General features: G+C 54.4%; 12 protein-coding genes. All 12 read left to right on the top strand.

Going from position 1 to position 19,200, the window contains the following annotated elements; translation table 11 throughout:
* Window positions 1-130: 130 nt before the first annotated feature.
* The 12 genes from MHH82_RS15630 (at window position 131) to MHH82_RS15575 (ending at window position 19,188) form a co-directional block, all read left to right on the top strand.
* On the top strand, window positions 131-1,468 hold the full coding sequence (locus MHH82_RS15630) for an extracellular solute-binding protein (protein WP_144374242.1): 1,338 nt from the start codon (window positions 131-133) through the stop codon (window positions 1,466-1,468).
* Window positions 1,469-1,812: 344 nt separating this feature from the next.
* Window positions 1,813-3,945, top strand: coding sequence for an MGH1-like glycoside hydrolase domain-containing protein (locus MHH82_RS15625; protein ID WP_051425354.1), 2,133 nt, complete (start codon window positions 1,813-1,815; stop codon window positions 3,943-3,945).
* Window positions 3,946-3,962: 17 nt separating this feature from the next.
* Entirely contained in the window at window positions 3,963-5,051 is a 1,089-nt protein-coding gene (locus MHH82_RS15620; RefSeq protein ID WP_036662979.1) for a sialidase family protein, read from the top strand.
* A 135-nt stretch (window positions 5,052-5,186) separates the two neighbouring features.
* Window positions 5,187-6,068 (top strand): AraC family transcriptional regulator, encoded by an 882-nt coding sequence (locus MHH82_RS15615; protein ID WP_036662981.1) that lies wholly within the window; start codon window positions 5,187-5,189, stop codon window positions 6,066-6,068.
* A 188-nt stretch (window positions 6,069-6,256) separates the two neighbouring features.
* Window positions 6,257-7,801, top strand: coding sequence for a DUF5605 domain-containing protein (locus MHH82_RS15610; protein WP_235201789.1), 1,545 nt, complete (start codon window positions 6,257-6,259; stop codon window positions 7,799-7,801).
* Between the two features lie 65 nt (window positions 7,802-7,866).
* Complete coding sequence (locus tag MHH82_RS15605) at window positions 7,867-8,991, top strand: ABC transporter ATP-binding protein (RefSeq protein ID WP_340969992.1); 1,125 nt, start codon at window positions 7,867-7,869, stop codon at window positions 8,989-8,991.
* Window positions 8,992-9,014: 23 nt separating this feature from the next.
* Entirely contained in the window at window positions 9,015-12,020 is a 3,006-nt protein-coding gene (locus MHH82_RS15600; RefSeq protein WP_251495704.1) for an extracellular solute-binding protein, read from the top strand.
* Entirely contained in the window at window positions 12,007-12,990 is a 984-nt protein-coding gene (locus tag MHH82_RS15595; RefSeq protein ID WP_015735276.1) for a carbohydrate ABC transporter permease, read from the top strand. The genes MHH82_RS15600 and MHH82_RS15595 overlap by 14 nt, the downstream gene beginning before the upstream one ends.
* A gap of 1 nt (window position 12,991) precedes the next feature.
* Window positions 12,992-13,888 (top strand): carbohydrate ABC transporter permease, encoded by an 897-nt coding sequence (locus tag MHH82_RS15590; protein ID WP_015735275.1) that lies wholly within the window; start codon window positions 12,992-12,994, stop codon window positions 13,886-13,888.
* 19 nt (window positions 13,889-13,907) lie between these two features.
* Window positions 13,908-16,055, top strand: a complete 2,148-nt coding sequence (locus MHH82_RS15585) for a YIP1 family protein (RefSeq protein WP_340966641.1) — start codon at window positions 13,908-13,910, stop codon at window positions 16,053-16,055.
* The gene (locus MHH82_RS15580; RefSeq protein ID WP_340966639.1) at window positions 16,052-18,325 is read left to right on the top strand and encodes a DUF5696 domain-containing protein; all 2,274 of its coding nucleotides are present in this window, start codon (window positions 16,052-16,054) and stop codon (window positions 18,323-18,325) included. Before MHH82_RS15585 ends, MHH82_RS15580 begins: the two co-directional genes overlap by 4 nt.
* Window positions 18,322-19,188 carry a carbohydrate ABC transporter permease gene (locus MHH82_RS15575; protein ID WP_015735272.1) on the top strand — a complete coding sequence of 289 codons (867 nt, stop codon included), beginning with the start codon at window positions 18,322-18,324 and terminating at the stop codon, window positions 19,186-19,188. Before MHH82_RS15580 ends, MHH82_RS15575 begins: the two co-directional genes overlap by 4 nt.
* Window positions 19,189-19,200 lie beyond the last annotated feature (12 nt).

Raw genomic sequence — 19,200 nt, 5'->3', positions numbered from 1 at the left:
ATGAATTCGTCTTTAACCCCGGTGAAAAACGATAGCCTGGCCGATATAATGATGAAGCAAGGTGAACCGGGGGCCCCCGTTCATGGCGACGCATCGCGTTTCGTATAGAGAACGGGAGGAAATGATGGTTATGGCAAGGAAAATGGTTTCAATGATGTTGACTTTGGTCATGCTTCTCACCGTCCTGGCGGCATGCTCCGGCAATTCCGAGGGCAATGCGGAGTCCCCGCAGAACGAGACACCGCCTGAAGGCGCCGATGCCGGCGCCGGAAATCCGGCGGATCTTAAAGCCGATCTGACCTGGTTCGGCTTGGCAAGCCCCGAACAATTCGAAGAGCGCTACGGCCAACATATCAAGCAAAAATTCCCGAATATCAACATTACCTATATCAACCAGACGGACGAGCAGAAATTGGAGCAGGTTATCGCATCCGGCACGCAAATCGATATGTATCTGTCGTCGGCAGGCGAGTTAAGGGAAGATTACGTACCTGCCAATCTGGCTCTTGACCTCACCGCATTAATTGAGAAGCATGCCGTTGACATCAGCGCCATCGAGCCGGCCTATCTGGAGCCGGTCAAAATCGACGGAAAGGTGAATCTGCTGCCGCTCAGCGACAACAAATTCGTTATGTATTACAACAAGGGCATCTTCGACCGGTTCGGAGTGGAATATCCTAAGGACGGCATGACCTGGGACGAAGCGCTGGAGTTGTCCAAAAAGATTACCCGCAATGAAGGGGGCAAACAGTACATCGGTCTGTGGATGTCGCCGAAGCACTATCTCCGCGTCGCCCAAAATTCGGCAGGCTTTGTCGATCCGGAGACGAATAAGGCGACCGTCAATAACGATCAATGGAAATTCATCTTCGAAAACGTGTTCTACGACTTCACCCGGGATCCGGGCGTGCAAAAACGCGCGACCGAGGATTGGCTCGCGCACGTCGACTTCAACAGAGATTTCATAATTGGCATGTATATCTATACGTCGGGTTGGATGCAGGATGCCGAGAGCTCGCTCGCCATGGACTGGGATATTGCGGCCGTTCCGACCTTCAAGGATATGCCCGGGGTGAATACGCAGCCAAATGCTACTTATGCAGGCATTTCGGCTCTTTCGAAAAACCAGGATGCCGCCATGGAAGTGCTCAAATATTTGATCTCGGAAGAGTATCAGACGATCATGTCCAAGAAAGGCATGATAACGCCGCTTACGACGCAATCGGTTCGCGATGTGGCGTTCTCCGACTATCCGTTCGCAAGCGAAAAGAACATTGACGCGCTGTACTATGGCAAGCCGGCGCCATCCCGCGTCCTTACGCAATTCGATGAAATTGTCATCGAGGATGCCTTCGACAAGGATGCCGTCCGGCAAATAGCGATGGGCAACCTCGATGTCAATACGGCGCTTCGCAGAGCGGAAGAGAATGCGAACAAGTTAATCCAGGAGCAATTGTCGCAAAAGTAACAATCGTGAAAGGTTGACGCCGCCCTCAGGGGGCAGCTGCGCCAAGAGGGGGGATGGGCGACCATCCCCTTTTGCGCGCTATGTGGTTTAGCAGGTAATTCTCATATCGGTGGAAACGTTGTGGGTTAAACATAGCTTTGCGCGTGTTGGTTTCTCAAACATAGGTGATTTCGATTTGGAAAAAGGAAGGGGATTTGGCAAGCGGGTTGGATTGCCCTATAAATTTGCCGATAACCCCACAGAACAAAAAAAGTCTAGCAGATATACTGGTAAATAAGGTGAAACGGCTTACATCGTCTTAGGCGGCTTGGCGGTTTCAATCTGTACGACAGGGGGGCAATAGCATGATCGACGAGGAGTTAAGGGCCGGGAGAAAGGCGCTGCGCACCGTCCCGGGAGGGCTGCTGCTCGGTCCTACGGGAGCGCGATTATGGGCCGATTACGTGGAAGCCGCACCGGGCTTTATCGGCCGATTCGACTTCATTCACAAAGTAAATATTCCGCTCCTGTTCACCATAACGGTTAACGGCCATGCCTGCAAAATGGAAACGGCTTCAGCCGATTGGTATCCCAGCCAGCTCCGTCTCGCCTATTCGGACGACCGGATCGGCTATGCGGAGACGAAATTTATTACTTGGGAGGACTGCGCCGTTTCCTGCCAGACCTGGACGAACCGGTCTGATGGCGAGCTGTTGCTGCAAGCGACTGCCCCGACGGATTTTCGAGCCTGCGGCGATGCAGGTTTGCAGGGCGGTTTCGATATCCCTTTTTTCAGCTTTGACATCGACGCTTGCCTCGTTGCAAGCGAGCCGAAACTGCTTAGCGACGGAGTAAGCCTGCAGCCCGGCGAGACAAAAACGTTTATTGTAGCCGCGGCGCTCGGCATCCGGTCGCTCGACGGCATCGAAGCTTTAATGAGCCGCGCAAATCGTTTCATCCAAAAGCCCGCAAGCCTTGAGGAGACAGCATCCGTGCAGCAGAAGGAGTACCAGCGCTGGTTCGACGCCGCGCCGCGCTTCAAGAGCAGCGACCCGGTACTGGACAAGACGTGGACGTACAGGTGGTTCCTGCTCCGGCACAACATGGCCGATCCGCGTTACGGATTGCTGCAGCATCCGCTGTTCTATGAAGGACGTTCCCATAAGAAGGGCAAGCGGCCGTTCTCCAAGGGAGGATGGGAGTTCAGCAAGCTGATCAATTTATCGGTGCCGCTTCATTTGATGGACGCCAGGTGGCATCACGATCCCGCGCCCAGCTTGGGAGCGCTGCGGAACATGCAGGAAACGCCGGCGGAAAACGGCATGTACTGCTGCTTGATGGCGGACGAGAGGATGCACTCTTTCGCTAACTATATCGGTTGGGCGGCTTACCGCTTGTTTCTCGTCCATCGCGATGAGAACGCTATATTGAAGGCGCTTCCTGGACTTAAAGACCAAATCTCGAGCTGGCAGGAAGTGTACGGCAACGAACGGGACGGATTAATGACGGAATACCGGCATACCCGGACAGGGAAGGAATATCAGCCAAGCTATTGGTATTTCCACGATTATCCCCGCAATCCGAAGGATCCGGAAACGTACACGCATGTGAAGCGGGTGGATCGAACCGTCTATCATTATCTGAACACGCTCGGCGTAGCCCGGTTGTGCGAAGCGGCGGGCGATCCGGAATCGGTTAAATACCTGCAGCTTGCGGAGCGGATCAAACATGACGTGCTGGAGAAGATGTGGGACGAAGCGTCGGCGTTTTTCTACGATCTGCATGACCAGACGGACGAGAAGGCGCTTGTCAAAAATATAGTCGGCTTCTATCCGGCGTGGGCGGAGATGCTCGACGAGAGGCATGACGGCCTGGTTGCCCATTTGCTCGATCCGAAACAATTCGCGACCGCTTGCCCTTATCCGACGGTGTCGGCCGACAGCGTCGCCTACTCGAAGGAAGGCGGATGGTTCGGCTTTTTTCTTAAAGGCCGTAACGGCTGCATGTGGAACGGGCCGACTTGGCCGTACACGAACGCGATTACGCTGGACGCGCTCGCCCGCGAGAGCAAGCGCCGCGGCAACGCTTATAATGAAGCGTTCGCGCGCGGCCTGAAGGAATATTCGTTCCTCCATTTCCAGAACCGCGATCTGAACAGGCCGGGACTGGTTGAGCATTACAACAGCGACACCGGAGAACCGTTAAGCGATGAACAGGAATACAACCACTCGTATTATATCGATCTGATCGTCAGCCATGTGGCGGGTCTCTCCGTCGAAGATGGCGGCCTCCGTCTCGAACCGCTCGATATCGGTCTCGATTATTTCGAGCTTGACCATGTGAAGGCGGCGGGACAAGACATTCGGATCACTTACGGAAAGCCGGGCCTCGGCAGGTATCCGGACGGAATCGAAGCAGGCTACAAGCTGTATTTGAACGGACAACCGGTCTTTGCCTCGGATAGCTTGGCGGCGGCGACGTTGCCGAAGAATAAATGACGAAAGAGGGATAACTCATGCAATTAACGGAACGGTACAACGGGATATTAAGTCAATCGGAGCAGGATCCGCAGCTGACGGAGGCCTTGCTGCCTATCCGTTACGAGCCCGATAGCCATTCGGCGAATTTGCTGGCGCTGGACAACGGAGATTTGCTTTGCGTCTGGTTCTCCGGAAGCGGCGAGGGCAATCCGGATACGAACGTGCTGCTGTCGAGGCTTCCCGCAGGCGGCGAACGGTGGGAGGAGCCGATCGAGGTAGCGGCCGATCCGGAGCGCTCGGAGCAAAATCCGCTCGTCTTCCAGGCGCCGGACAACAAGGTGTGGCTTCTGCATACATCGAATGAGCCGCACAACCAGCAGACCTCCAAAATCGTCGGCCGCATCTCGGATGATCGAGGATATACATGGGGGGAGCCGTTTGTCCTGCATGAGGGCCCCGGCATGTTCCTCCGTCAGCCGATTCTCGCGATGAGCAACGGAGAATGGCTGCTGCCTTGTTATTACTGCAAGCCCGGCGGACATTACAGCGTGGTGCTTATATCGGCCGACCAAGGAGAGACATGGTCGGAATACGAGGTGCAAGGCAGCCTTCATCGTGTTCAAATGAGCGTTGTGGAGCTCGACGGCGGCATGTTGTTCGCCGTCTTCCGCAGCCGCCATGCCGACCGCATCTACGGCAGCGTCTCCAAGGATTTCGGCAAAACGTGGAGCGAGCCGGCAAAAACATCTTTGCCGAACAACAATTCCTCCATTCAATTGGCGAAGCTTGCGAACGGGCATTTGGCGATTATCTATAACGATTCTACGATGGAGAGAGATCAATACCGCTGGATCGAGAGGAATGGCGAATGGCGCAAGAAGACGCTGCGGACGCCGCTGACCGTCGCGATCTCGGAGGATGGCGGCAAGACTTGGCCCCATGTCAAAAACGTCCAGATGTCGGATCTCGAGCATAAGGAGAAGCAAACCGGGTATTCTTATCCGAGCATTATGGGAACAAAGGACGGCAGCATCCACGCCGCTTATTCGTACCTGAGGAAAGCGATCAAATATGTGCGCTTTACCGAGGAATGGGTGAAGGAGAACGGGAGGACGCCCGTTTAACGAACGTTCATGAAAATTTAGAGCGGAATAGACTTTTTTTGCAATCGCTTTAATTGAGAAATTTTGCTACTATAAAACGGTAATGAAGTGTTTACGAAGTGTAGAATCACAAACACACTCGACCGGGGTGATCGTATGAATTGGCGCATCATCGAATTGAGCGGGGATATTTTTTTTAATCCTGATTTTGACATATTCATTAATCGCGAAGTCGAAGGGTTTTGTCTATCGCAGCATACCCATGATTTTATAGAAATCAGCTATGTGGAGGAAGGCAGCGGATATCATTATGTCGAGGATCAGTTGATCCCGATCAAACGCGGCGATCTGTTCGTCATACCGATCGGCACGTCGCATGTGTTCCGGCCTTCTTCCCAGGACAATCAACTTGTCATCTACAACTGCATCTTCCGGACTTGCCTGCTGGAGCAATTGAAGTCCGTCATCTGCGAATCGACCAAGCTGCACAGTATGTTGTACGGCTCGTCGCCGTCGGCCAAGTGGCTTCAATACCAGGACAAGTTCGACAAGTTTTTGTCCATCATGCACGGGATGTTCAGAGAATATTTGAAGAAGGGACCTCGTTATGAATTTCTGATGATGGGGCAGCTCATCCAGGTCCTGGCCATGCTGCAGCGATATGAGTGCGACGGGAGCATGGTATCCACGCCGACGAACAACATGGATGACGCCATCCAATACATTAACGATCACTTTGCCACGAACCTCACGGTTCAGCAGGTAGCGGAGAGGTCGTTCATGAGCCCAAGCCACTTTCAACGGTTGTTCAAGAAAACGACAGGCGTCACGTTCATGCAATTTTTGCAAAATATCCGGGTTCAGCGCTGCTGCGAGCTACTGAAATCGACCGAAATATCGATTCAGGAGGCCGCCAATCAGGTTGGCTATCAGGATATGAAGTTTTTCCACTCGCTGTTTCGCAAGAAGACGGGCGTTACGCCCAGAGAGTACCGGAGAAGCACGCCGGATCCGGAATTTAGAATGGCCTCAATGTAAAAATGAAAGCGCATTCCCTAGCGGGATTGCGCTTTTTTTGCCATGCTGCAGCTCCGCGCAGCATGATTCGAGCGCTTCTGCATGGCTAATGGGTCAATCCGATTTCCGGAATGCCGGAGAACCGCTTGCCCGGATTGCATCCCCCTATAGAAACGGCCTGAATCGCCTATAAAAGGGGGAGATTAGCATTGTATAATGAGGAAAATTCGCATCCGGCGGGCCTGTTTGGGGGCTTGGCCATGCGGAAGGAGAGACAACGCGTGATTTATAACAAAACAGTTGGAAGATGGGCTGTATTTGAAACCGCTATCAATGTCGATGAAACGCTTGAAAATCCGTTCAGCGGCGTCCAGCTGGAGGCTGCATTCCGGAGCGGCGAGCGGACGGTGAAGGCAAATGGGTTCTACGACGGGGACGGCGTCTACAAAATCAGATTTATGCCGGATGCTGTCGGACCTTGGACATTCTTGACAAGCAGCAACGTTCCGGCGCTGGATGCCTTAACCGGCAAGTTCGAATGCACGGACGCCGGAGCCGGCAATCACGGACCCGTTCGTGTCGCATCGCGGGATTCATTCGAATATGCGGACGGATCGCCCTACATTCCGTTCGGAACGACTTGCTACGCTTGGGTACACCAGAACGAGCCGCTGCAGGCGGAGACGCTCGAAGCGCTGCGGAATTCTCCCTTCAATAAAATACGCATGTGCGTCTTTCCCAAAAGGTATACCTTCAACGTCACCGAACCGGCGCTCTTTGCTTTTCCGGGCTCGAAGGAAGACGGTTTCGACCTTGAACGGTTCGAACCGCGGTTCTTCCAGGGGCTGGAACGGCGAATCGAGCAATTGGCGGAGCTGGGGATTGAAGCGGATGTCATCTTGTTTCACCCTTACGACAAGGGACATTGGGGATTCGACAGGATGAGCCCGGATCGAGATGAATTTTATTTGCGATATGTCATCGCGCGCCTGGCCGCTTATCGCAACGTATGGTGGTCGCTGGCCAATGAGTACGATTTCATGAGGGAAAAGCGGAAAGAAGACTGGGACCGGTTATTCCAAATCGTGCAAGAAAACGATCCTTACGGGCATCTCCGTTCAATCCACAACGGAACGAAAATGTACGATCCCACGTCGCTTGATCTCTACGACCACTCGAAACCATGGGTCGATCACGTCAGCCTGCAGCACTGGGATCTTACCGCTGTAGACTCGATCCGACGCGCATACGGGAAGCCGGTCGTCGTGGACGAGTGCTGCTACGAAGGCGATATCCCTCGCCGATGGGGCAACATCACAGGTGAAGAGATGACGCACCGGTTCTGGGAAGGAACCGTTCGCGGCGCTTACGTCGGTCACGGAGAGACGTACATGCATCCCGAGAACATCATCTGGTGGTCGCACGGAGGAGAACTGCACGGCACGAGTCCCGATCGAATCGGATTTCTTAGGAAGGTGCTGGAGGATGCGCCGCGGCATTTAACAGTCATCGACACGATTAAGGATGTGCCGGCTCTCGGCAAACAGGAAGACTATTACTTGTTGTACTTCGGCATTCACCGGCCGATCGTCCGTCCGGTCCAGCTTTCGGAGGACGCCGCGTATACCGCGGAAGTTATCGATACCTGGAACATGACGATCGAGCCGATCGAGGGGACCTTCTCCGGCGATTGCGCGATCAGCCTGCCGGGCAGGCCGTATTTGGCGCTGCGAATTCGGCGGAGCATGCAATAAAGGTTGAACATTGCCAGGACAAAGACAGCGGACTATTCCATACCCAATTGTTCGGAGGTGCCGCCATGGGGCGCATTGTACTAAAGCATGTAGAGAAACGATATGGCAAGGACAAACAATATGCCGTAAAGGATTTTAACCTAGAGATCGAGGACGGCGAGTTTCTTGTCATGGTCGGCGGGTCTGGCTGCGGCAAATCGACGACGCTCCGCATGATCGCCGGGCTGGAGGATATTACTTCCGGCGAACTGTACATCGGGGATAAGCTGGTGAATCATCTGCCGCCTAAGGATCGCGATATTGCGATGGTCTTCCAGAACTACGCGTTGTACCCGAATATGAATATTTACGAAAATATCGCGTTCGGCCTGCGTCTGCGCAAGGAGCCGAAGCACGAGATCGATCTGTCGGTCAAATCGACGTCGCGCACGCTGGAGATCGAGCAGTTTCTGGATCGAAAGCCGAGACAGTTGTCGGGCGGTCAGCGCCAGCGCGTCGCGCTCGGCCGGGCGATCGTCCGAAAGCCTAGCGTGTTCTTGATGGACGAGCCGCTGTCGAACCTTGATGCCAAGCTAAGAGTTCAGATGCGTACGGAGATTATCCGGCTTCATAAACAACTCGGCGTGACGACTGTTTATGTAACGCATGATCAGGTGGAAGCGATGACGATGGGCAACCGGATCGTCGTCATGAAGGACGGCGTGATTCAGCAGGTCGACAGTCCGCGCCTGATCTACGGCAATCCGAGAAATATGTTCGTCGCGAGCTTTATCGGGACGCCGCCGATCAACTTCATCGAAGGGAAGGTCGTGGAAACGGACGGAGGCAAGCTGGATCTGCAGACGCAGCGGAGCTACCTGGCCATTCCGGACGAGCACGCGCAGCTGCTGCGGAAGCACGGCAAAGTGAACCGGAGAGTTGTGATCGGCATTCGATGCGAGTATGCGCATGCAGAGCCGGAAATGGCCGATCGTCATCCGCGCAGCCAGATAACGGGCACGCTCAAGGTGGCGGAGCTAATGGGAGCGGATATGTATCTGTATGTGGATATCGGAACGGACACGCCCTTTGCCGTCCGTACGACTTCTGGCTTTGATTACAAGGAGGACCATAAAATCACCGTTACGCTGAACATGTCGAAAGCGCTTTACTTCGATAAGGATACATCGGAAAGCTTGATGTACGAATGATGGGTGCAAAGGGGGAGAGATGAATGTTAAGGGCGCTTACGAGATGGCGTGCAATCATCGTGCCGGCATTGGCATTCGCTATGCTGCTGCCTTGGACAGTCGGAGCAGCGGGGAACGCCGGGGGAACGCAGTCGGCGAATTCCGCGGAGGAAGCATCAGCCTTGTCGGCGGAGGAGCCGCAGAAGGAATCGCCGGAGGAATCGCAGACGGCAGCAGCGAACGAAACGGGCGAGCCCTACTTTCTGGATAAGCTGGCGGAATGGAAGCAAGCGGGAGCGCCTTCCGAACATGACGGAAAGGTCAGCTTGTCCGGCGCCGGCTTTGCGCGTACATCGGAAGGCGCCAGCGTTCGAGTCGGCACCGTGGACGGCCGGGCGGAGGCGCTCGATTGGGGCCTTACGAACGAGGAATGGGTTGAATACGATGTATCCATCGAGCAAGCCGGGCTGTACCAGATCGATTTGACGTACCGTCCCGTTACGGACGGCAACCGCAGAAGGCCGATCCTGCTGAACGTCTCGTTCGACGGAAACAATGCGTTTCTTGAAGCGAGATCCATCACGCTGGACCGCCGCTGGAAGGATCCTTTCCCGGCTGCCGTCGACTCGAACGGCGATCAGATCCGTCCGATGGCCGAGGATATCAGCGGCTGGATTACGACATCGCTGCGAGATTCGGGAGGGGCTTACGTCGAACCGCTGCAGTGGTACTTGACGCCCGGGAAGCATACGCTCCGCTTTACCAGCAACGAGCCATTCGCGCTCGGCTCCATCGAGCTGTCGGATCCGGAGCAGGTTCCGGACTACGAGACGGCAAAGCAGGAGAATGCCGGCAAAAGCGGAGCCGGAACGAGCGGGGAGCCGATCGTTATCGAAGCCGAGCAGGGCGATTGGAAAAGCGTCTCCTCGATCTCGCTTCGCTATGACAACGAGATCAACAGCACGCCGTATAAACGCGGGAAAATCACGTTCAACACGATCGACGGCTCGCGCTGGTCAACCGGAAACGGCGAAATCAGCTGGACCTTCGACGTTCCGGAAAGCGGATATTACAAAATCGGAATGCGAACCAAACAAAATTACTCCTCCAACCGTTCGTCCTTCCGGACGATTATGGTCAACGGCGAAATTCCGTTCGCCGAAATGAAGGCGTACCGGTTCCCGTACGAGTCCGGCTGGCAGGGCGTCCGGCTCGAGGACGAGCAGGAGGAGCCATACCTGTTCTATATGGAAAAAGGAAGCAATACGATCTCGATGCGCGCGACCGGTGCTCCCGTCAAACCGATGATCTCCGAGCTGGAGAAAACCGTAACCGAGCTGATGGAGCTTGCGACCGATCTGAAAGCGCTGACCGGAGGTTCCAACGACACGAACAGAACTTGGAAAATCAATACCGAGCTGCCCGGTTTTACGGATAAGCTCGGTACAATCGGAGACTCGCTGGACGCTGTTCAGAAAAAGCTGATCGAGGTCAACGGCAAGAAGGATGCCGTCACGCAAGGATTGTTCACGACGATCAAGGATATCCGTTCCATGCTTGCGGATCCGAATCAGATTCCGTACAAAACCGACCGTTTCGTCACAATGCAGGGCAAGGTCGCCGAGATGCTGCAGCAGCTGAAGACCCAGCCGCTTGGGCTTGACCGCATTTATATCGTGCCGGAGAACGAGAAGTTTCCAAAGATGGAAGCGGGTTTCTTCAAAAAGCTGGAAGGGACATTCGTTAATTTCTTTTCTTCGTTCCAGTCGAAGGAGCAGCTGAGTAGCATGGATGACGATGTGCTGAACGTATGGGTGCTCCGTGGACGCGATTACGTCAATCTTCTGCAACAGCTGGCCGAAGAGCAGTTTACGCCGAAGACGGGTATCAAGGTAAAGGTCAACTTGCTTCCGGATACGAATTTGCTCGTGCTGATGAACGCGGCCGATATCGCGCCGGACGTCGCGCTCGGTTTGCCGGAGACGCTGCCGTTCGATTACGCGATCCGCAACGGGCTGTACGATCTGACGCGGTTCCAGGATTTCGATGCGGTATACAAGCGTTTCGCGCCGGGCTCCTGGACGCCTTTCTACTACGACAAAGGCTATTACGCGGTACCGGAGACGCAGAGCTTCTCCATGCTCTATTACCGCAAAGATATATTGAAGGAGCTTGGACTCGAGGTGCCCGACACCTGGGAAGAGGTCTATGATATGCTCCCTACCTTGCAGCAGAACAATCTCAATATGGCGCCGACTCAGCATATGCCGTTTTTCTTCCAGAACGGAGCCGATTATTTCAACAAGAACGGCCTGCAGACGGCTCTGGGAACGGAAGCGGGATACAAAGCCTTCAAGGAATGGACCGACCTGTATAACGTATACGCCGTAGATCAACAGCTGGCCAGCTTTTACCAGTCGTTCAGAAGCGGCACCGTCCCGATCGGCATCTCGGACTTCAGCATGTACATCCAGCTGATGGTAGCTGCTCCCGAGCTGAACGGGTATTGGGGCATCGCGCCGATTCCGGGCGTGAAGCAGAGCGGCGGAGAAGTGGCCAGGTGGATGGGCGGCAACCTGCAATCGTCCGTCATCTTCAAGAAGACCAAAAAAGCCGAGCAAAGCTGGGAGTTTCTCAAGTGGTGGACCTCCGCCGAGGTACAGGAGAGGTACGGCTCCGATCTGGAGACGATTAACGGCCTATCCTTCCGTTGGAACACCTCGAATATCGAAGCGTTCGTCCACCTTCCGTGGAAGCAGGAAGATTTGAACGGCATTCTCGAGCAATGGCGCTGGTTCAAGGAAATTCCGAACGTGCCGGGCAGCTACTTCCTGGAAAGGGAGCTGCAGAACGCCTGGAACCGGAGCGTCGTCGACGGCATCAATTACCGGAGTTCGCTCGAGACGTCGACTTTGGAGATCGAACGGGAAATGCGAAGAAAACTGCAGGAATTCGGCATTATCGACAGCGTGGGCGAGGTGCTTCGGCCGCTTGATTTGCCCGAGGTCAACCAGCCATGGGAAGGGGTGAATCCATATGTCAGAGATTAACGCGCAGGCTTTGAAAAAACCTTCCGCATCCGGCGGAACATCGCTCCGCGCGAAAGGAAAGGCGTCCGAGCTGCTGAGGGAAATTTGGCGCTTCCGGTTGTCGTACCTGTTCATTGCGCCGTTTATGATCTGTTTTGTCCTATTTATATTAATTCCGGTCGTAAGCGCGTTTCTGCTCAGCTTTATGACCTATAACTCACTCGAGCCGCCTCGCTTTGTCGGCTGGGCGAATTTCCGTTATATGATTTCGGAGGATCTGTTGTTTCTGAAATACGCGTTGCCGAATACGTTCAAATTCGCGATCATCGCAGGACCGTGCGGCTACATTGCCGCCTTCCTGCTGGCCTGGTTAATCACGATTCTTCCCGTACGCTTGCGCAAATGGTTTGCCCTCGCGATGTATTCCCCGTCGCTGATGGGGGGAATCGCAATGACCATCGTCTGGCTGCCGATGCTGAGCGGCGACCGGATCGGTTACTTGAACAGCTTTCTGCTCGAATGGGGATTCATAAGCGACCCCGTGTTATGGGTGACGAGCAAGGAGCATCTGATGTCGTCCATGATCGTCGTTACGCTGTGGTCCAGCATGGGGATCGGATTTCTGGCGATGATGGCGGGCATCTTGAACGTCAATCCCGACCTGTACGAAGCGGGGAGACTCGACGGCATCAAATCCAGGCTGGAGGAAATCTGGTACATTACGATTCCGTCCATGAAGCCTCAGATGCTGTTCGGAGCGGTTATGGCCATCGTCGGAACCTTCAAGGCGGGCAGCATCGGCACGGAGCTGTCGGGGATGAACCCTACGCCGCAATATTCCGGCCATCTCATTATGAACCAGATCGACGATTACGGATTTATTCGTTTCGAGCTGGGCTATGCATCCGCTTTGTCCGTATTCTTGCTGCTGCTTATGTATTTATCCAATAAGTTTTGCTGGGGTCTGTTCGGTTCGAAGGGAGATGAATAAGATGGCAATGCCGCTGCTGCGCAAGCGATTCCGTTTCAAGAGACAATCCAGGCTGCATCGAATGAGCCGCTTCGAGAAGGCTGTCGTATTTCTGCTCGTCCTATTCAGCGCGTTTATGCTCCTGCCGCTGGTTTATATTTTCAATCACGCGTTAAAGCCGTACGAAGAACTGTTCATTTATCCGCCGACGATTTGGGCTCGCACCCCATCCTTGCAAAATTTCGTCGAGCTGTTCCATATTACGTCGGATTCCGTTATTCCGGTCACGCGCTACATTTTCAACAGCTTGACCGTAGCGGTGCTGAGCGTCATCACGGTGACGGGGGTAAGCGCGTTATGCGCCTACCCGCTTTCGAAGCATAAGTTTCCCGGTTATAAGCTTGTGTTCGCAACGATTATGCTGACGCTGCTGTTCGCGCCGGAGACGGTTACAATCCCTCGTTATCTCGTCGTCAGCAACTTGGGGATCATGAACACGTACTGGGGCCACATCTTGCCCATGGTAGCCGTACCTGTCGGCGTCTTCTTAATGAAGCAGTTCATCGATCAAATTCCGAACGAGCTGCTGGAATCGGCTCGCCTGGACGGCGCCAGAGAATTTACGGTGTTCCTGCGGATCGTAGTTCCCGTCATCCTTCCAGCGGTCGCAACCATTGGCATCATCTCGTTCCAGACCGCGTGGGGCAACGTCGAGACATCGAATTTGTTCATGCAGGACGAGCAGATGAAGACGTTCCCGTTCTTTATCTCATCGCTGACTTCGAACATGGCGAACAACGTGGCAAGGCAGGGTGCGGCCGCAGCCGCGGCGCTGTTTATGTTCATTCCGAACCTTATTATTTTTCTTGCATTCCAGAGCAAGGTCATTGCGACAATGGCCCATTCCGGCATTAAATGAAACCGCGGGAGGAGAAATTATGAAGCCGGCACAATCCAAAATGATCCGTCTCCTGCGGGGCTTGCTGGCCGTGTGCCTCGTATGGGTCGTCTTTCCGGCGGCAGTATCCGCCGATTATCCTTATTCAACGAATTACAGATCGGCCGCCACCGGATCGCTTGTCTGGACGCAAGCCGCTTTTGCGCCGGAGCAGGTGCTTGGCAGGGACATATTCGTCCCCGATCCCAATGATCCCGCCAAACAAGCGCAGTCGCCGCTTATGCAGCCTCGAGATCTGTTCATCGACGCCCAGGACCGGATCTATGTAGCCGATTCGGGGAACAATCGGGTCGTCGTGTTTCATCCGAACGGCGAATTCGACCGCGTGCTGCCAGCGCTTGAAGGTACGCCGTTGTCCAATCCGCAGGGGCTGCACGTCGATGAGAAGGGCCAAATATACGTCGCGGATACGGGAAACGCCAGGATCGTGATGCTCGACCAGCAGGGGAAGCTGCTGAAGGAATATAAGCTTCCGGAATCAAGGTTTATTCCGGCGGATTACCGCTTCGAGCCGATCAAGGTCGCGGTCGATAAACGCGGATTTCTATATATCGTATCGCTCGGCAGCTATAACGGTCTGCTTCAGCTCGATCCCGAGGGCGGCTTTGTCCGCTTCTTCGCGGCCAATAAGGTGCCTTTCACCGTCCTGGACTCGATCAAACGAATGATCTATTCGAAAGAGATGTACGAGAAGCAGCTCAGCAAGCTGCCTCCGGCCATCAACAACGTAAACATCGACGAGCGAGGGTTTACGTACACCGTTTCATTCGGAGAGAGTTTGACCGAAGACCAAGTGAAGAAGCTGAACAATGCCGGCAAGTATTTTCTCGGTTCCAGCAGCACCTTGGGTGAGGGCAATAAAAAGTTCGGCGAATACCGGTTTCGCCAGATCGGACAGATGGTGAATCTGAAGGACATCGCCATCGACGCTAGCGGCAACTTCTCCGTTGTCGACGGAGATTCGAAGATGATCAGCCAATACGACGCGTTCGGCAACCTGCTGTTCTTCTGGTCCGGGGACGCAAGTCCGGACACGACGCAGCTCGGCATCGTCAAGAGCCCGTCGGCCATCGACATCAACTCGAAGAACGAACTGTTCATCCTGGACGACAATGCGAATTTGATCCAGACGTACCGCCAAACCGAGTTCGGAGCGCTCGTCTACAAGGCGAACAACCTAACCGTCGACGGCAGGTACAAGGAAGCCGAGCCGCTTTGGCGCGAGGTGCTCCATCTTAACGCGTACTATACGCCCGCGATGATCGGGCTGGCTCAGTCCGCCTACGCCCGCGGGGATTACGCGGAATCGCAAAAGCTGTTCCGCGACGCCGGCGTTCAAGAGGGTTACTCGAACGCGTTCTGGCAAATCCGCTTGCAGTGGTTCCAGGACAAATTCGGTTTGTTCATGAACTTGATCATGGTTGCGGTCGCCTTGTACGTCGTTTATAGAATGGCGGCGAAACGTTATCCCGTTCTGCTGAATTCGCCGATCCGGTTCCGGCCGCGCTCGCGCTTCCTGGGGCAGATGAAGCATTCGCTTTACGTGCTGAGGCATCCGATCGACGGCTTCTCCGCGCTCCGCTACGAGAATAAGGGAAGCTATGTTAGCGCGTTCGTTATCCTGGCGCTGGCGTATATCTCCTATGCGGTGTCTCGAACGCATACAAGCTTCACCTTTAATATGGAAGCGATCATGCCGCTCAGCGGACTTACTGTATTCCTCCAATTTTTCCTGGTATGGATCGGCTGGGTCGTATCCAATTATTTGGTCAGCAGCATCATGCGGGGCGAGGGACGTTTCAAGGACGTGTTCGTCGGCAGCGCCTATGCGCTTACGCCGTTTATCGTAGTCGGCTTGCCGCTTACGCTGATCTCGAACGGCATGTCGCTTAGCGAAGAATCGATTTACAATTTTCTTCACACAGGCATGATGGTATGGATTTTCCTTCTGCTCGTGTGGAAGGTGCAATCGCTTCAAAATTACACGGTAGGCGAGACCGTGGTCAATTTACTGTATACGGCCGTAACGATGATTATTATCGGCGTGCTGTGCTTTATTCTGTTCGGTCTAAGCACCGAGCTGCGCAGCTTTATTTATTCGATCATACAGGAGGTGTCGGCGCGTTGACGGAAGCAAGCAAATCCTACATCAAGCTGCGCAAGCTGCTTCCTGCGGCGGCGTTTGCGGCGGTGGTAGCGTCGGTCGGCATATACTTGTGGGCCCATTCCGCAAGCTCGGACGTGGTACGGACGGAGCAGGTTCAGGAGGCGGTCATTCCCGAAGGCATCAAGCCAGCCGTCAGCACGAATGGGGAGCTGCCGAACGAAGCCGATTTCGTGCAAGTAGCCGAAAGCGAGACGCTTGTGTTATTGGCGGATAAGAACACCGGTCATTTCAAAGTTCGCGACAAACGGGACGGGCACGAGCTGCGCTCTTATCCGAATCCGGAGGACTGGCCACGGGAGACGATTTCCGGTACTTGGCGGAGCCATCTCTTGTCGCCGATCATGCTGGAGACGGCCACGAGCGTGCGCAAGACGGAAGTGAAGGTGAGCAGTCTTCTGTCGCTAAACGGCGGCATCATGAGCTGGAAGCAGCTAGAGGACGGCTTCGCCGTCACCTATGCGATGCCATCCATTCAGATGGCGATTCCGGTCGAGGTCCGTATTAAGAACGATTATGTGGAAACAAAGGTCATCGACTCGGAGATCGTCGAAGGCAAAGATGCGTTGATCAATTTGAAGGTATATCCGTTTCTGGGCGCCAAGCAGCCCGGCGGGCAAGAAGAGGAGTATATGCTCCTGCCGGACGGCTCGGGCGCCATCTACCGGATCAAGGAAAATATTTCGAACGACCGCAGCGTATACCGCGAACCGATCTACGGCACGGACTACGCGTTCAACTCGGTCTACACGAACCGGAGGCCGATTACGATGCCGATCTATGGCATTAAATCGGGAAGCGGCGGCTTTCTGGCCGTTGCGGACGAAGGCGAGGAATACGGATATATGTTCGCGGCGCCCGCAGGGGTGTACAGCCAGTATGCCTGGGCTACCGTAGAACATAATTACCGGCTTCAATACTTCCAGCCAACGACGTACGACAAGACAGCAGGCTTCTTTACGTTCAGCAAAGTCAAATTCGGCGGAGACCGCAAAATCCGTTACTACGTCCTTCCCGAATCGAAAAGCGACTATTCCGGCATGGCCGCGAAATACCGCGAGCATTTGATGAAGGAAAACGGTCTGAAGCAGTTGGAAGCAAGCGAGTCCGAGCTGCCGCTTTACCTTGATCTTATCGGCGGAGATTCGGAGAGGGGGTTTCTTAGCAACCGGTTCATTCCCGGCACGACGACGGACGAAGCGAAGTCGATCGTCGATCGGCTGCATGCGGGGGGCGTTCCACGGCTGGTCGTCACTTATCAAGGCTGGCAAACCGGAGGCGCGAGCCGACTCGGCTTCGGCGTGAAGGTCGACAAGCGGCTTGGCGGCAACGACGGCATGCGAAGCTTCGCCGAATACGCGAAGTCAAAGGGCGATACGGTTATTCTGGAGACGGATTTCACGCTGAACACCGACGGCGACGACTTTGATCCGAAGAGGCAAGCGACGCAGGACCAAGCGGGTTCCATCATGAAGTTCCCTCGCCTGCAATCGAACGACGAGGTTGCGATCGTGAGTCCGAAGGTAACGTTAGACAAAATGGAAGACGCCTTGAAGAGATTCGCGTCGCTGGGCATAGACGGACTTCATCTCACGGGAACCGGCTACATGCTGTACAGCGATTACAATCGCAGATCCCTCACCAGCCGGGAAGAGGCTGCATCGCTGCAAAGCGAGCTGCTGAACGCCGTGCAATCGAAGCTTCCTTCGGTAACGGTCGCGGGCGGCAATGCTTACTCGCTGCAGAGCACGGATGCCGTTAGGCAGCTGGCTGGCGATTATTCGTACGACCTGTTCTTCGACGAAGCGGTTCCTTTCGCCCAAATGTCGCTGCACGGCCTAGTGCCGTATACGATGAACTGGGGCAATGCGAGGGACGAATACCGCAAGGATTTCCTGCGGAGCATCGAATACGGAGCGGCGCCGACATTCGGCGTCATGAAAGCAGAGACGGAGAAGATGAAGAGGGCGTACACGATCTGGTATTACAGCTTGAATTACGACGATTGGGAAGCCGCGATCATCGAGGAGTACAAGCGCTTTAACGAAGCGCTCGGAGATGTTCAGGGCCAATTCATGACGTACAACCGCACGCTCGCTCCTAAGGTGAAGGAGTCCGTTTACTCCGGCGGGAAGAAAATTATCGTGAACTACAACGATACCGAGGTAACCGTCTTGGGAATAAAGATTCCAGCGCAAGACTTTGTCGTGGTGAAAGGGGGAGAGGCGAAGTGAACGGATTGTTACGATTAAAAAACCGATTGTCGCAACGATACGAAGGCATCTTCCTTATTTTGCCCTGGATTATCGGGTTTCTCTTGTTCGTATCGTTCCCTCTCTTCTATTCGCTCTATATGAGCTTTCATAACGTTCGCATTACCGGGACGGGCATCCTGCATGAATATGTGGGCATCAAATATTACTATAATCTTTTGTTCGAGGACGGCGGCGTCTTCTACGACCAGCTGCTGCCGTTTCTAAGGCAGATTCTGTTCATGATTCCGATCATCGTCATCTTCTCCTTTATGATTTCTATCATGCTGAACCAGAAGTTTCTGGGAAGGGGCTTGTTCAGGGCGGTGTTCTTCCTGCCGGTTATTTTCTCCTCCGGCAATATCATTGAACGCTTCTTGAGTCAAGGGAGAGGGCAGCTCGGATTCCTGGAGCAGTTCTCCATTTCGACGACGCTCACGCAATATTTGCCGGGCTCCTGGGCGACGCCGATCGTAAGCGTCTTGAACTCGTTCGTCCTTATCTTGTGGTATTCCGGTGTGCAGATTCTACTGTTCCTTGCGGGCCGCCAGACGATTTCGGCGTCCGTTTACGAGGCGGCGCGCATCGACGGTGCGAATCCGTGGGAGATGTTCTGGAAAATCACCCTGCCGGGTATGATGCCGTTCGTCCTGCTGAATACGATTTATACCGTTGTGGATTTGTTTACTTTCCCCGGCAATCCCGTCATTGCGAGCGTCAATCCGACGCAATACGGTCCGACCAGCGCATTGATCTGGGTCTATTTCATCATCATCCTGTTGTTCTTGGGACTGGTGGTGCTGCTGCTCGGAAGAGCGGTCCGCAACACGACGCAAACGAGGTAGGAGGAGAGAAGG

Source organism: Bacillus sp. FSL K6-6540 (assembly GCF_038007545.1).
This window is presented reverse-complemented; position numbering and strand designations above follow the sequence as displayed.

What these genes read in the sequence shown, in the direction of transcription:
- MHH82_RS15620 (WP_036662979.1), top strand. Translation starts at nt 3,963, where the DNA reads ATGCAATTAACGGAACGGTACAACGGGATATTAAGTCAATCGGAGCAG.
- MHH82_RS15615 (WP_036662981.1), top strand. Translation starts at nt 5,187, where the DNA reads ATGAATTGGCGCATCATCGAATTGAGCGGGGATATTTTTTTTAATCCT.
- MHH82_RS15630 (WP_144374242.1), top strand. Translation starts at nt 131, where the DNA reads ATGGCAAGGAAAATGGTTTCAATGATGTTGACTTTGGTCATGCTTCTC.
- MHH82_RS15590 (WP_015735275.1), top strand. Translation starts at nt 12,992, where the DNA reads ATGGCAATGCCGCTGCTGCGCAAGCGATTCCGTTTCAAGAGACAATCC.
- MHH82_RS15625 (WP_051425354.1), top strand. Translation starts at nt 1,813, where the DNA reads ATGATCGACGAGGAGTTAAGGGCCGGGAGAAAGGCGCTGCGCACCGTC.
- MHH82_RS15595 (WP_015735276.1), top strand. Translation starts at nt 12,007, where the DNA reads ATGTCAGAGATTAACGCGCAGGCTTTGAAAAAACCTTCCGCATCCGGC.
- MHH82_RS15585 (WP_340966641.1), top strand. Translation starts at nt 13,908, where the DNA reads ATGAAGCCGGCACAATCCAAAATGATCCGTCTCCTGCGGGGCTTGCTG.
- MHH82_RS15605 (WP_340969992.1), top strand. Translation starts at nt 7,867, where the DNA reads ATGGGGCGCATTGTACTAAAGCATGTAGAGAAACGATATGGCAAGGAC.
- MHH82_RS15600 (WP_251495704.1), top strand. Translation starts at nt 9,015, where the DNA reads ATGTTAAGGGCGCTTACGAGATGGCGTGCAATCATCGTGCCGGCATTG.